The 15,147-nt window shown below is 35.9% G+C and carries 17 protein-coding genes; all 17 read left to right on the top strand.

Annotated elements, in window-relative coordinates:
• The 17 genes from AAA071_RS01970 to AAA071_RS01890 all read left to right on the top strand — a co-directional run bounded on the left by AAA071_RS01970 (window position 1) and on the right by AAA071_RS01890 (window position 15,137).
• Window positions 1-1,332 (top strand): hemolysin family protein, encoded by a 1,332-nt coding sequence (locus AAA071_RS01970; RefSeq protein WP_039964966.1) that lies wholly within the window; start codon window positions 1-3, stop codon window positions 1,330-1,332.
• Window positions 1,319-2,023: a DNA repair protein RecO gene (gene recO / locus AAA071_RS01965; RefSeq protein WP_008601029.1), complete on the top strand. Its 705-nt coding sequence runs from the start codon at window positions 1,319-1,321 to the stop codon at window positions 2,021-2,023. Before AAA071_RS01970 ends, recO begins: the two co-directional genes overlap by 14 nt.
• Before the next feature lie 65 nt (window positions 2,024-2,088).
• Window positions 2,089-2,613 (top strand): hypothetical protein, encoded by a 525-nt coding sequence (locus AAA071_RS01960; RefSeq protein WP_101928308.1) that lies wholly within the window; start codon window positions 2,089-2,091, stop codon window positions 2,611-2,613.
• 96 nt (window positions 2,614-2,709) lie between these two features.
• Window positions 2,710-3,513: a DUF3100 domain-containing protein gene (locus tag AAA071_RS01955; RefSeq protein ID WP_004697334.1), complete on the top strand. Its 804-nt coding sequence runs from the start codon at window positions 2,710-2,712 to the stop codon at window positions 3,511-3,513.
• Window positions 3,506-3,967 (top strand): hypothetical protein, encoded by a 462-nt coding sequence (locus AAA071_RS01950; protein ID WP_004697493.1) that lies wholly within the window; start codon window positions 3,506-3,508, stop codon window positions 3,965-3,967. The genes AAA071_RS01955 and AAA071_RS01950 overlap by 8 nt, the downstream gene beginning before the upstream one ends.
• A 132-nt stretch (window positions 3,968-4,099) precedes the next feature.
• Window positions 4,100-5,419, top strand: coding sequence for an amidohydrolase (locus AAA071_RS01945; RefSeq protein WP_080563430.1), 1,320 nt, complete (start codon window positions 4,100-4,102; stop codon window positions 5,417-5,419).
• Window positions 5,420-5,555: 136 nt separating this feature from the next.
• On the top strand, window positions 5,556-5,906 hold the full coding sequence (locus AAA071_RS01940) for a hypothetical protein (protein WP_227065298.1): 351 nt from the start codon (window positions 5,556-5,558) through the stop codon (window positions 5,904-5,906).
• Window positions 5,907-5,998: 92 nt separating this feature from the next.
• A complete protein-coding gene (locus AAA071_RS01935) occupies window positions 5,999-6,457 on the top strand; it encodes a hypothetical protein (protein ID WP_008601021.1) in 459 nt (152 codons plus the stop codon).
• A gap of 637 nt (window positions 6,458-7,094) precedes the next feature.
• Window positions 7,095-7,460, top strand: a complete 366-nt coding sequence (locus tag AAA071_RS01930; protein WP_038150263.1) for a hypothetical protein — start codon at window positions 7,095-7,097, stop codon at window positions 7,458-7,460.
• Window positions 7,461-7,743: 283 nt separating this feature from the next.
• The gene (locus AAA071_RS01925; RefSeq protein ID WP_004697174.1) at window positions 7,744-8,181 is read left to right on the top strand and encodes a hypothetical protein; all 438 of its coding nucleotides are present in this window, start codon (window positions 7,744-7,746) and stop codon (window positions 8,179-8,181) included.
• Window positions 8,182-8,551: 370 nt separating this feature from the next.
• Window positions 8,552-9,427, top strand: a complete 876-nt coding sequence (gene glyQ / locus AAA071_RS01920) for a glycine--tRNA ligase subunit alpha (RefSeq protein ID WP_039964963.1) — start codon at window positions 8,552-8,554, stop codon at window positions 9,425-9,427.
• Between the two features lies 1 nt (window position 9,428).
• Window positions 9,429-11,480 (top strand): glycine--tRNA ligase subunit beta, encoded by a 2,052-nt coding sequence (gene glyS, locus AAA071_RS01915; RefSeq protein WP_039964962.1) that lies wholly within the window; start codon window positions 9,429-9,431, stop codon window positions 11,478-11,480.
• Between the two features lie 166 nt (window positions 11,481-11,646).
• A complete protein-coding gene (locus AAA071_RS01910; protein WP_021148181.1) occupies window positions 11,647-12,033 on the top strand; it encodes a MarR family winged helix-turn-helix transcriptional regulator in 387 nt (128 codons plus the stop codon).
• A gap of 141 nt (window positions 12,034-12,174) precedes the next feature.
• Window positions 12,175-12,516 (top strand): 50S ribosomal protein L19, encoded by a 342-nt coding sequence (rplS, locus tag AAA071_RS01905; RefSeq protein ID WP_004695921.1) that lies wholly within the window; start codon window positions 12,175-12,177, stop codon window positions 12,514-12,516.
• 231 nt (window positions 12,517-12,747) lie between these two features.
• Window positions 12,748-13,653: a ribosome biogenesis GTPase YlqF gene (gene ylqF / locus AAA071_RS01900; RefSeq protein ID WP_008601014.1), complete on the top strand. Its 906-nt coding sequence runs from the start codon at window positions 12,748-12,750 to the stop codon at window positions 13,651-13,653.
• Window positions 13,646-14,443, top strand: a complete 798-nt coding sequence (rnhB, locus tag AAA071_RS01895) for a ribonuclease HII (RefSeq protein ID WP_039964961.1) — start codon at window positions 13,646-13,648, stop codon at window positions 14,441-14,443. Before ylqF ends, rnhB begins: the two co-directional genes overlap by 8 nt.
• 295 nt (window positions 14,444-14,738) lie before the next feature.
• Window positions 14,739-15,137 carry a YraN family protein gene (locus AAA071_RS01890; protein ID WP_004695915.1) on the top strand — a complete coding sequence of 133 codons (399 nt, stop codon included), beginning with the start codon at window positions 14,739-14,741 and terminating at the stop codon, window positions 15,135-15,137.
• Window positions 15,138-15,147 lie beyond the last annotated feature (10 nt).

The following is a 15,147-nucleotide window of genomic DNA, read 5'->3' as shown; positions in this document are numbered from 1 at the left end:
ATGGATAGTGTAGATGGCCTGTTACCCATAGGGTTTGGTCTGTTATGTATTTTTTTAATTAACTTTTTTGTGGTTGCAAAGTTCTCCTTTGCCCGCCTTCGTAAAGAACATGTAGAGGATATGGACATCCTCTTGGAGAAGGATAGAGAATTTTTATTAAAGCTCTATCAAAATCCTGAGTATTTTCTAAATACTACGCAGTTTTTGATTCTATTTTTTATCTTGGCCCTTGCAGGCACTGGTACATTTGTATTTGATAATATCGTTGATCGTTTAGTGGCGGTTCTTAATATTCATAGTACATGGATGCATTTGGTACTAGATGTTATTTTATTACTATTAATTAGTTTAATCGTTTTAATCTTCGGCGAAATTGTACCTAAAGCATTGGGCCTATCCTTCCCTACGAAATACGTGAATACCTATAGCCGTATCGTGGTGGCTGCAGGTAAATTGGTGTATCCATTTATTTGGATTGCTAGTAAAATCTCCAATGTTATTTTAGGCTTTTACAAAACAAAATATTTAACAGAGCTTGACCTTGTGTACTCAGAGGAAGAAATTCGCATGATGATTTCTCGAAGCCACGAGGAAGGGCAATTGGACCAAGTAGAGTCTGAGTTAATCGATAATGTCTTTAACTTCGTAGATCGCATGGCGAAAGAGGTTATGGTGCCTCGTCAAGATGTAGACTGCGTATTCGTAGAAGATGGTTACGATGAAGCTATGAAGGTTATCCGCTCTAAAGTACATACACGTTATCCACTCTGTGTAGAGGATAAGGATCACATTATTGGCCTCGTTCATATTAAAGATTTAATGGAACGCCCTAATCAAGCCCGTAAGGATTTGCGCAATATTAAACGAGATATTCTTACTGTTCCAGAGGTAATGAAATTATCTACCTTGTTGCAATATATGAGAACGCGCCGTATTTATCTAGCTGTAGTAGTAGATGAATATGGTGGCATGGTAGGTCTTGTAGGTTTAGAAGATATCATAGAAGAGCTAGTTGGAGATATACAAGACGAGCATGAGCCGCATTTACCAGCTACGATGTCCTATGCAGATGGTTCCTTCGAGTTTGATGGCAAGGTCCTCGTTGACGAAGTAGAAGAAATTATGAATATTGAAATTGATAATTCTGATTCTGATACAATTGGTGGCTATGTATTTGGTTTATTAGAACGTACACCAATTGTAGGTGATACGGTGGATGCTCATGGTTACACCTTTGAAGTTACTCAAATGCAAGGCTATCGTATCTCTCGCATTAAAGTAACACCTATACCAGTAGAGGAACCAACGGAAGAAGAAAATGAAGAAGCTTAATGGTGGTTTTAATACGCCAGCCATCGTCATAAGTCGAAAAAAGTATAAGTTGTATTCCGTATTTACGTTTATTACACCTAGCTTGGGACTTATTAAAGCATCGATTCCACATAAGCGAATGATGACGATGCGCAACAGCTCCTATTTACGTCCATTTAGTGCCATGTATATTACAGTCGTACCCGATGGAGAATATGTAAATGTTACGCAAATTGATGGCTCCTATGTAGTGGAATCCTTAGATGTAAACCTCAATAATATTGCCTATGCAGCGGTAGCGAGCGAGCTCATTCAAGAGTTATTTGCCATGTATGACGTAGATCGCAAGGTTTTTGATACCGTTGTAAACTATTCCAAGCAAATTCGACGTCGCAATGTACAATTGGGAACGATAATGCTTGGATGGCAACTATTATCCCTCGCAGGGGTTGTCCCTAGTGCTAATGCTTTTAGCCATCAAGATGGAATCGAGCCATTCTGGATGCAGGTGAAAGAAACAACAAATCTTAGCATTTCTCGTTCTGTGAAAGCCGCATTACCTCAGATTCTAGCTTACCAGTGGGGCGAAGATACGCTTTTAGAATTTCCCAAAACAATTTGGAAGGAACTTGAAAAGCTACTATTTGCATACTGCGAGCAAGAAATTGGTAAGCCGTTGCAAAGCGTAAAGTTTTTAAATTCCATAATTTAATGACAGTAAAAAGGCAGTTTGAGAAATCAAACTGCCTTTTGTTGAAATATATTATGAGGTACTATATGGATACAATATTTTCTTCGTTGCCTATAGACAAAATAAATGAAGATAAAACGTTAGAACTACAAGAAATTCAACAGATATATAATTTTCTTTTAACTAACGACTATTATTATATATTTTCTGATTATGAGTTAGTAAATAAATTATATCAAACGATGGTCTTAAACAATCGTTGGGATTACAAGATAGCACTTAGATACTTTGATTATTTATGTTTTCTAAGTTGGGAATATGAAGCCATCATTGTTAGAGATCTTCTATTAGATAATCATGTTAGCTTAGCTGGTGAATTTTGTTTAGATACAGAATTAGTAAAAGATGGACTAAGTTATTTTAGAGATGATGCTATTTGGAGAGGGAAGGATTATGATAGTGACAGTATTCCGGCATCTATATCTGAATGGGCCATTTATTATGATGAAGAAGAACAAAGATTTCATAAAGTAAAACCATCAATGATAGAAAATATTATCATTGAGGTAGTTGATGCTGAACAGGGTCTTTATATTATTGGAAAAGAATAATTCAAATAGACAAATGTACATCTGTAATTGACACTATAAATAATAATTATTTATAATATAATAATGTTATATTATATGTTTTTATAGGAGGTCATTATGCAGCTTTTGGGAAATCTCAAAATACATTTTCTAGCGCTCGTACTAACTGTAGTCGCTGAATTTATAGGCATAAAAAAACTAGGTCCTGTTGTATTATTGCCATTATTGTACACATTGATTCTAGGTTTATTAATTTCTATTCCTAAGTTTAAAATTCTTACGATTAAACAGATGGAAAAATCTGCCGATTATATCGGTATTGCCGTTATGATCTTGATGGTAAAAGTAGGACTTGGTATTGGTCCAAATCTTGGTATTCTTACAAGTGCTGGCTGGGCATTGTTATTACAAGAATTAGGTCATTTCTTTGGTACTATTGTATTCGGTTTACCTGTAGCTTTATTGGTAGGTATGCGTCGCGAAGCAGTAGGTGCATGTTACTCTGTAGACCGTGAGCCGAACGTAGCGATTATTATCGACAAATTTGGCTTTAGCTCTCCTGAGGGCCGTGGTGTTATGGGCATGTACATCTGTGGCGTTCTTATCGGTGCTATGTGGTCCTCTGTATTGGCGGGGATGTTGGCACAATCTGGTTGGTTCCATCCATTGGCATTAGCTATGGGCGCTGGCGTAGGTAGTGCTAGTATGATGGCGGCAGCTACAGCTCCAATCATTGCGGTATATCCAGATTATGAACAACAAATTATGGCTCTTGCAGGGGCTGCAAATTTGTTGACTACCGTTCTAGGTGTATACTTTGGTCTATTTGTTTCTTTACCAGTTATGGAAAAAACATACAACTTCTTTACAGGTCGTACCCGTGAACAAGATTTAGCAGAGGAGGTAGCAAGTCATGAGTAAAAGCGAAAAATTAACACAATTTGTCATCGTTATTTGTATCGCTGCTATCATCACTGCAGTAGGTAATGTAATGGATGGTAAACATCTATTTAGCGATAGTTTAGTTGGCGTAGCTATCTTGGCAGTTCTTGCTACAATTGGTGCATTGATCTCTAACTTGCCATATGCTAATAAATTACCTATGGTATTCTGGGTATCTTTAGTTGGTGTTATTGCATCCTTACCAGGTATGCCTGGCCAAGAATGGATTATTGCTAAAACTAGCCAAGTTACGTTCCTTGCTACCACAACACCTGTACTTGCTTATGCAGGTTTATCATTAGGGAAAGACCTTGGTGCATTCCGTCGATTATCTTGGCGTATTATTCCTGTGGCACTAGCTGTAACAGCAGGTACTTTCATCTGTGCAACAGCATTAGCACAAGTAGTACTTCATTTAGAAGGTTTAATCTAATACTAAATCATAATGTTAGATGTCTAAATTATGTTAAGATATAATTATATATTTATATTTCAGAAGATATCTATACATTAGGATTCCATGATCGACCGTATTTTATACGGTCGATTTTATAAAGGAGATATTATGAGCCGTATGACAAAGGAAGAAGTAAAACAACGTGTTTGTAAAGCTATTGTTGATGCACAACCGCGTTTACGAGAATTGGCTGAATCTATTATGGCTGAACCAGAATTGGGTTTTAAAGAGGTAAAAACCTCTAAAAAGGTTCAAGCTATGTTTGATGAACTTGGCATTTCTTATACTACTGGCCATGCATTGACAGGTGTAAAAGGTAGAATGAAAGGCCGAGATAGTAAATATACGGTTGCCATGGTGGGGGAATTAGATGCCATTCTCTGTCCTCGCCATCCTCGTGCCGATGATTTAACAGGCGCCGCCCATTGCTGTGGTCATAATGTACAAATTACCAATATGTTTGCCGTAGCTATGGGTTTACAAGGGGTGATGGATGAGCTAGCTGGTGATGTCGTATTATTTGCTGTTCCTGCAGAGGAAATGATTGAAATTGATTACCGCAATAAATTGCGTGAACAAGGAAAACTGAAATATATGGGTGGCAAGCAACAGCTTATCTATGAAGGTGCTTTTGACGATATCGATATGGCCATGCAAATGCATGTAGAGACTGCCAAAACTCCAGCTGGTGAAATGGGGCTTGGTAGTACCTCCAATGGTTTCGTATCTAAACTGATTGAATATCACGGTAAGGTAGCTCATGCCGCTCAAGCACCCCATGAAGGCATCAATGCTCTTAATGCTGCTTTGATGGGTGTAATGGGGGTTAACTCTATTCGTGAAACTTTCAAAGAAAGCGATTATTTCAGATTCCACCCAATCATTAATCAAGGCGGTACATTGGTAAACTGTGTGCCTGATTATGTTCAAGTTGAAAGTTACGTGCGCGCCTCTAATATTGAAGCTATTGTAGATGGCAATCATCGTGTAAATCGTGCCCTAAAGGCAGGTGGTGATGCAGTAGGGGCCACATGTGTTATCAAGGACCTACCAGGTTATTTACCGATGCGTAATGATGAACGTATGAATGCTCTATTACGTAAAAATTCCAATCCTATTTTTGGTGAATCCAATGTATACCAAGGTCCGCATATTACGGCTAGTACTGACATGGGGGACGTATCTCACTTGATGCCGGTTATCCATCCTTGGGTTGGCTGTATCAGTGGTGTACTACACAGTGCAGAATATGAAATCTCTGTACCTGATGTAGCGTACATTAAAACAGCACAAGCCTTGGCTATGACTATCGTAGACTTACTATACAATGACGCAGCAGGCGCTAAAGATGTATTAGACAACTTTACACCAGCCTTAAACAAAGAAACTTATATTGAACTATTAGATCGCATTGCTAAGGGTGAATAAAATAAACCACCTATTGAAGATGAATTGATTATCTTTGATAGGTGGTTTACAATTTATTTATATAACTATAATAGTTCATTTAAGTTTATATTCTCATATATTATATAAGTATATTTAGTATATGTTAGAGGCGGTTATGAAAGAGAATATTGCTTTACTACTAGCCATCTTATATCTGATTTATAGATATAAGACTTATAAGAAAGTTAATAAAACAATAGAAGACAGAATAGAAAATGTACACAAACTATTCTTTAAACGGATACAGCATGCTTTACAGTGTTCTGAAGAAGAGGCAGAGAAAGTTGGTCTAGCATTAGATAAATATTTTGTACCTTTAGAAAGTAAATTCTATAAAATGGATGATAATACTTACTCCTTTATTGATGCAGGCGGCCTTAAAGGACTATTCTCAATAGATAAAAATTATAATTTAGTAACATTAGTATATAATAATGTAGATTTATTAGCTTTAGAGCAAAATTAGTAAATTAGATTAATTAGGATTAAAGCAATCCTATAATAATAACATTAATGTTATACCTTTCGTATTTATATCTGAGGAGTTAAAGAGTTTTTATGCCCATTAGAAAGCTTATAAAGATAACTTGTACAGTAGTTTTATCGTTACTAGTAATTATTCTACTTTTTATTGGAATTAGAATATACGAATATCAAATATTTATAAACTCTCTTGTAGATTATGGCAAACAAACAGGGCTCAATAAAAATATGACTGGTTTTGCTACAGATTTTCCCTATATATATTCTAATGGTGATTTCGGTATAGTTGTTGTTAACGTATTACCCTATGGAACAGTACGAATTATTCCAAATCATAAAGGCTTTAGTAAAACATTTGAATCTCCAGCAGATAGTAATTTAGAGTATTTGCAAAAAGCATATGGGGATGAACTTATAATTTTGGACAGTATTGATCAATTTTCAGAAGATGAAAGAAAGATTATATCTGAGATAACTAAGAAGGACTCAAAACCACGATATGATCGTGATACTTGGGTTACTAGATCATACTAATTTAAGGTAAGTATGCTCTTAAATTAATTTGGAGAATAAATTATGTTCGAGATAGTAACAATTTTAGGGCTTATATATTTGTTATATCGTATTAGATTCTTTTATAAAGAGGATAGTATATTTACTAAATAAGCCATGTGAAAATATTCTGGAGGATGAAGAAGAAAAAATGAGGAGTAATTAAATCAATGAACTTTATATATTATTTTGCTACTATATCCTTATTTTTAGCATTTGCCTATAGTGTAATTCAATATATCCGAAGATCTAATGAAGACATAAATGAAAAATATAGATTGATTAGTTTTGGCATATTTTTATTTGTATTGTTTACGGATTTAAAGTTCTTGGATACTATAAATAAAGAATTTAAATACCTAATTGAATTTTTATTGCTATCATTTAGTACATACCTGTTTTCACTAATTTATAAAAATAGTGACAATAAAAGGACTTATTACCTATTTTCTTTTTTTACAATATTGTTATTTTTAATGGCTATCTTATTCTCTATGTAATTGAAAATTATATATATATAATTGTAGTTATGTTTATTTTATGGATTGTATTGCATTAACTAAATTATGTTATTAGAATACATTTTTTATGGCTAGACTATTTCCTCAGGGGGAAACGTGTGGAAAAACAAATAGTAAATATATTTTTATTTTTAGGTTTTAATTATTATATGATTAAATCTTGGGGTACTCGGAAGGTTACAGTTTTAACACTAATTGGCAACTATTTCTTAATCAGTATTTTAATAGAATCGTATTTTGGTTTGCCTAAATTCATTGAGGACTTTAATGCACTATTTATGCTTGGAATAGGTATGGTAGGTACTTATATCTTATGGCGTAAAAATAAAGCTGGAACACTAACGGAGTATGAAAAAAGAGGATGGATTCTGACTCGTACTTTCTTAGCATTATTTGTCTTAGCTGTATTAGTATTTGCTTTAATATTTATATTTATGGAGTATATTTATGGGATATATATTTAGTGTAATAATATATTGAGTTCTAATCTGGAGATTAAATAGTAGAAATATTACCTCTGAAAATAATTATAGTCTTCGTTATAGAGTTAGTAATTTTTGGATTGGTAAGTCTCCTGATTTTAGGTATTTTTATAGAAAAGAGATCTCTATACTTGAGCGATTAAATAACTTGTAATATTAATCTCACAATAATGATCATTTTAAGTTGATATTTTTTATATTTTATTTGATTAAAAATATTTTCTTATATTTTGATAGATAATAGTTAAAGTTTTTGAGGATATTTATGGATAAAATACAAATTATAGAATCTGAATTAATTTCATTGCAGTATGCTGATGAACAAATGTTGGACTTTTTAGTTACTGATTTAGGTAATAGAGCTATTTTAGTGGCAGAGACATTTTATCTAGAATTTAAGTATTGTACTCAAATTAATATAGATAATGATTTAATGAACACACTTTTTTTACCTAGATTTAAAACTGGTAAATCTAGTCTTTTTATTCAAGATATTTCTATAGAGACTAAAGACGTTCGATCAAGAGGTGTTATAAAAAATAGACATGTTGATAAAGGTTATGCTACAGCAGTAGGCTATGAGTTTACTATTAACTTTGCATTTATGGATATAGCTATCGATTGTTTAGATTTTAGCTTAGTGAAGAAAAAAGATTTAGAAAGAGATATTGATTCGTTGATACATTATAAAGAAATCGAGTAATAGAATGTTAATCATTAGTTTTATTAATAATCTTTGATTTCATTCTTATATAGTTGATATATTTACTTGTGTTGACATTCATCCCTCTGTATTGCTACAATATTATCTATAATATATGCGATGAAGCAGAGTAGTAAACCTCTCTAGCGAGTGAGGATGGTGTAAGCTCACATTTGGTTGAAGGCGCTGTAGAGCATTGGCAGGAACGCAGGTATCTGTTAGTAAAGGCCAACATAGAAAAAAGAGGGCGCAAGCCAAATAGGGTGGAACCGCGGGTATACTCGTCCCTGTAACGTTTTTCGTTACAGGGACTTTTTTGTTTGTAACGAAATGGTTGATTTTATGTCGGTTGTGTAAAGTGGAGGCAGCAATGACATTTCAAGAGATTATTTTAAATCTACAAAAATTCTGGAGCGATCAAGGTTGTATCGTTCAAAATCCATATGACATCGAAAAGGGTGCAGGTACAATGAACCCTGCAACATTCTTGCATGCTATTGGTCCTGAACCATGGGCTGTATGTTATGTAGAGCCTTCTCGTCGTCCAGCAGACGGTCGTTATGGTGATAACCCTAACCGTTTGTTCCAACATCATCAATTCCAAGTTATCGTGAAACCATCTCCAGATAACATCCAAGAATTGTACTTACAATCCTTGGCAACACTTGGTATTCATGCTGAAGATCACGATATCCGCTTTGTAGAGGATAACTGGGAATCTCCAACATTGGGCGCTTGGGGCCTTGGCTGGGAAGTATGGCTCGACGGTATGGAGGTAACTCAGTTTACATATTTCCAACAAGTTGGTTCCATCGACTGTAAACCAGTGTCCGTAGAAATTACATACGGTTTAGAACGTTTGGCTATGTACATTCAAGGCGTAGAAAACGTATATGACCTTAAATGGAATGACAACGTTACATATGGTGACGTTTGGCATGCTAACGAAGTTGAACAATCCGTATATAACTTTGAATTAGCAGATACAGATATGCTTTTCAAATTGTTTGATATGTACGAAGCAGAAGCAAAACGCGTTTGTGCAGCCGGTTATGTATTACCAGCTTACGACTATGTATTGAAATGTTCCCACACATTCAACTTGCTTGATTCCCGTGGTGCTATTTCCATCAGCGAACGTACTGCTTTCATCGGCCGCGTACGTGCATTAGCTCGTATTTGTGCACAACAATACCTTGCTAAACGCGAAGAATTAGGTTTCCCACTTTTGAAAGGAGATAAATAAGATGGCAAAGGATTTATTATTTGAAATCGGTGCAGAAGAAATTCCTGCCGGCTTTATGCCAAATATCTTAGGTCAATTGAAACAATTGGCTGAAACAAAATTAAATGATGCCCATCTTCCTTTTGAAAGCATCGCAACATACGGTACACCACGTCGTTTAGCTCTTATCGTGAAAGGCCTTGCTGATGCATCTGCTGAAATCAGTGAACGTCATAAAGGTCCTTCTGCATCTATCGCATATGATGCTGACGGTAATCCAACAAAAGCAGCTATCGGCTTTGCTCGTGGTAAAGGTCTTGATGTAACGGATCTCGTTGTAGAAAACGGCTATATTTACGCTGAAACTAAAACTGCAGGGGTTCCGGCAAAAGATATCGTCACAGACATGTTGCCACAACTGATTACAGGTCTTAACTTCCCTAAATCCATGCATTGGGGTAAATTAGATGCTAAGTTCGTACGTCCTGTACGTTGGCTTGTAGCTTTACTTGATGAAGACGTAATTCCTGTAGAATTTGCTACTGTAAAATCCGGTAATGTAACACGTGGTCATCGATTCTTAGGGGCTGATGAAATTACTATCAAAAATGCATCATCCTATGTAGACACATTAAAAGAAAACTATGTTATGGTTGATCAAGACGCACGTCGTGAATTGATTTCCAAACAATTACATGATATAGCAGCTTCCAAAAATGCATCTATCGTTTGGGATGATGATTTGTTAGAAGAAATCAACTATCTTGTTGAATGGCCTACAGCATTGTGTGGCGGCTTTGAAGAGTCCTACTTGGCACTTCCAGATGCAGCTATTATTACACCAATGAAAGACCATCAACGTTACTTCCCATTGGTTGACCAAGACGGCAAATTGTTGCCAATGTTCTTAACAGTTCGTAACGGCTCCGATCATTCTATTGAAGTAGTTCAAGCTGGTAATGAACGCGTATTGCGTGCACGTCTTGATGATGCTAAATTTTTCTTTAACGAAGACCGCAAGAAACCTCTTATCGACCGTCAAGATGGTTTGACTAAAATTGTATTCCAAGAAGGTCTTGGTAACTTAGCAGATAAAACTGAACGTTTACTTAAATTGGGCCGTGTGTTTGGTGAAGAATGTGGCTTGCACGAAGATACAGTTGTTGTATTGGAACGCGCTACAGAGCTTGCTAAGACTGACCTTACTACAGGTATGGTTACAGAGTTTACTGAATTACAAGGTGTAATGGGGAAAGAGTATGCTTTACTTGATGGTGAATCTCCTGAAGTAGCAGAAGCTATTTTTGAACAATATTTACCTCGTTTTGCAGGTGATGTATTGCCTCAAACGGAAGCAGGTAAAGTATTGTCCATTATCGATAAAGTAGATAATATCGTAGCTACTTTCAGCCGTGGCCTAATTCCTACAGGCTCTCAAGATCCATATGCATTGCGTCGTCAAACAATTGGTATCTTGAACATCTTGCTTGGTAGCGAATGGAATATCAGCTTACGTCCAATCTTCAAAGCATCTATGGAGTTACTTAATGTACCAGCTGAAAAACAAGACGAATTGCTTGACCAAGTAGAAGAGTTCTTCACACTTCGTTTGAAAAATATTTTCCTTGATCGCGAGGTTCCTCATCATGTAATCGACTTGTTGTTGTCCAACAACGAATTGTCCGTTGCTGATGCAGAAGGTCTTGTAAATGCATTGTTAGTTAACCGCATCGATGAAGACGTTGAACTTGTTCAAGCTTATACTCGTATGTACAATCTTGTAAAAGATGTGGAATATACTGGTGTTAATAGCGATTTGTTGAAAGAAGATGCTGAAAAAGAATTGTTCGAAGCTGCTTCTAAAGCATCTGAAGCAAGTAGTGCTGCTTGGGAAGCTGGCGATTACGATGCAGTCGTGGCAGTTCCGGCTACTTTAGTTCCAGCTATCAACAAATTCTTTGAAGATGTAATGGTTATGGACAAAGATGAAGCTATTAAAGCAAACCGTTTACAACTTGTTCGCTTAGCGTACAGTGTAATGGCTATTATCGGTGATATTAGTGCATTAAAATAATATGTTATAGTAAAAGTTTAAATTTTTACAATGATATACAAGAGAAGAGGTACCATGTGTACCTCTTTTTTGCTTTTACGAAGAATATGCAAATTTTATGCAGGATTTTTAGAGACTATAGCGAATACTTTATAATATACAAAGTTGTATGAGGAGATAGATGATTATGAATCATGATGAATTATATAAAGCCTTATGTAAGGTGCCAAGCGGCAAAGAAAAGTCTCGTGATAGAATTATTATTGAATTATATATGCGTTCTCAAGGAGCATCACAGAAGCAGTTAGTAGATGCTCTAAATATGCGTCCCGCTACTGTGTCGGAGCAGACAGATATTCTCATTGAATTGGGATATGTTACAAAACATATTGATTATATGGACAAACGTATATCTGTGGTTACTTTAACAGATGAGGGGAAACGGTTAGGCAAAACTCTTCTACATACATATAACGAATTTCTTAATGTAATGTTTTCTGATTTATCAGATGAAGAACAGGAGAATTTATACCGCTTATTAGATAAGTTAAAACGACCAATTATACGTAAATAATACGTAAATATTTGGATTTTAAAATAATATAGAAAATACTTGCTAACAGTACGTGATTTATGATACTATATTGCTGTTAATTTGAGACAGTCCGCTGCCTATAAGGTGTAGGTATTGAATGTCTGCAAACAGGAGGAAACAATGAACATTATTAACGTACTTGAACAAGAACAACTTCGTACAGACATCCCTACATTCCGCGCTGGTGACACAGTTCGTGTACACGTAAAAGTAGTGGAAGGTACTCGTGAACGTATCCAAGTGTTCGAAGGTTTGGTAATTAAACGTCAAAACGGTGGCGTACGTGAAACTTTTACAGTTCGTCGTATTGCATCCGGTGTAGGTGTAGAACGTACATTCCCACTTCACAGCCCACGCTTAGCTAAAATCGAAGTTATGCGCCGTGGTGTTGTTCGTCGTGCTAAATTGTACTACTTACGTAACCTTACTGGTAAAGCTGCTCGTATTCGCGAAAAACGCTAATGTTCATAAAAGGCTGCCGTTGGCAGCCTTTTATTTTTGCTAAAATTAGATATGAATAGTTCTATTTCATTATTATCTGAATTAAATTATTATAATAGAGAAATATAGAGCTATAAAAGATAGATAAAAATATAAAACATACATATAAATATAAATATAAAATATACTAAGTATTTCTAAGAGTTTAAGTATCTCTAAGAGATGTATATGAGTATGTAGAAAGGAAATACTATGGCAGATTCACCTATCGTACATTGGTTCCCTGGTCATATGGCGAAAGCCACACGTATGATTACGGAGTATATCAAAAAGGTAGACGTAGTTATTGAGTTACTAGATGCGCGTATTCCTCGTTCTAGTGCGAACCCAGTCATCACAGAACTCGTTGGTCAGAAACCTCATATCGTACTGTTAAATAAAGTAGATTTAGCAGATCCTAAAGCTACAAAGGAATGGACTGAGTTCTTTACAAAACAAGGCATCATCGTATTGGCTATCGATTCTAAGTCTGGCAAGGGTAATAAGAAGTTAATATCCACTGTAGAGCGTTTGAGTAAACCTATCATCGACCGTTGGGTTGCAAAAGGTATTCGTAGCCGTTCTGTACGTACTATCATCTTAGGGATTCCTAACGTTGGTAAATCTACATTGATTAACTCTTTAGCTGGTTCTGCTGCAACGCGTACAGCTAATAAGGCAGGTCATACACGTGGTCAACAGTGGGTTAAAATCGGTAAAAATCTTGAATTGCTTGATACACCAGGTGTATTATGGCCAAAATTAGAGGACCAATGTGCCGCGGCTCGCCTTGCTATGACAGGTGCCATTTCCGATGATGTTTATGATTTAGAGCATGTTATAAAACAGCTATTAAATTACTTATTGACGAACACGCCAAATATTTTGGTAGAGCGTTATAAATTAAAAGAAGAAGAGATGACCGATGTTGATACGATTCTTGAAAGCATCGGACGTCGTCGAGGTTGTCTTGTAAGCGGTGGCATTGTAGATTTTGACAAGGCTCGCCGTATTATCTTGCAAGACTACCGCAATACTAAGTTAGGTACAATTACTCTCGATCAAGTTGATGAAGAACCGTACTACCCTGCAGATGGTGAGGAGAGTCATAATGGATAAGGATGTATTTTCTAAGTTAAAAGTAGCAGATATTAAAGCTCTCTTTGAAACTGAACAAGCCTTAGAGATTTTGTCTTTTGCTCAAGAGGATACTCGTAGTTCTGTACAGAAATTGGCTGCTTCTTATATTAAGCGTCAAGAAAAAGAGTTAAAAGAACAGCAACGTCTTATGGGTATGTATGACTATGAAGGCATGTTCTATGATCAAGGTATCTATCATGTGGCTGGTGTTGATGAAGTGGGGCGTGGTCCTATTGCGGGGCCTGTCACGGTAGCTGCTGTTATCTTGCCACCTATGACATTAATTCCAGGCCTTAATGACTCTAAAAAACTAACCGAAGAAAAGCGTGAAGCGCTCTATGATATCATCATGGACGAAGCCGTTGCTGTTAGCTGTATTTCCTACGGCCCAGAAAAGATTGATGAACTCAATATTTATGAAGCAACGCGACAAGCGATGTATGAGGCTATTCGTACGCTCAGCGTACCAGCTGAAGCAGTAGTAGCCGATGCTATGAAATTGCCTGATTTGAGGATTCCCGTTGAATCCATCATTAAAGGTGATAGCAAAAGCGCTAATATTGCTGCTGCATCCATCATTGCAAAGGTTACGCGAGATCGATATATGAAGAGTCTTGATGATGAGTTCCCTGGCTATGGCTTTGGTATTCATAAAGGTTACTATACGGAATTACATAAAGAAGCTATCGAGCAACAAGGGGTAACACCACTACATCGAAAGAGCTTTGAACCTATTAAATCTATCGTTCGTTGGGTTAAACCTGAGTAATTTCTAAGTATTTATTATGGATAATAAATTTATTTTATAATTAGACTATCAAGTTAAGTCCTATAGTCGTATTAGTTTTATTCGTATTATCACATTATAAATTGCATATAGTTCATAACTGTAAAGAGGTTCCTAATAGTCACCTATGTGACTATTAGGAACCTCTTTTGTATTTACTTTTACATCTTACGTATCTTACTCTACAAGTAAGTATTACCTGTTGAAAGATTAATATAGTGTAGATATTAAAATTCTATGAGTTATTGTTGCAGATACACCTTATTAGGAGGTATATATGAAAACGATTAGTACTGGTAAAGCATTTAATGAACTCGATTCAAAAGAACTGGGCAAATGGGGAGAACGAGTAGCCACTAACTATATTGAAAAAATAGGACTTACAGTAGTAGATACAAATTATCGAACGCGGTTAGGAGAAATTGACATCATTGCTAAACGTGATTTAGTCTATCATTTTATTGAAATTAAAGCTCGCCGAGGTATGCAACATGGACTAGCACGTGAGGCAGTTACCAAGAAAAAACAAAAGCATATTAAACGAGCTGCCATGTTGTTTCTATATGATCTAAATCAAAAAAAGCGCCGTTGGAAGGAAATATCCTTTGATGTAATAGAGGTGTATTTACACGAAGACTTTCAAAGTTCTATTCATTATTTACCACAGTGCTTTTAGTGAGGTCGGT

The sequence above is a fragment of the Veillonella parvula genome, from assembly GCF_040097785.1.
Classification (GTDB): Bacteria; Bacillota; Negativicutes; order Veillonellales; family Veillonellaceae; genus Veillonella; species Veillonella parvula_D.
The sequence above is the reverse complement of the archived record's forward strand: the minus strand, read 5'-3'. Positions and strand labels throughout refer to the sequence as shown.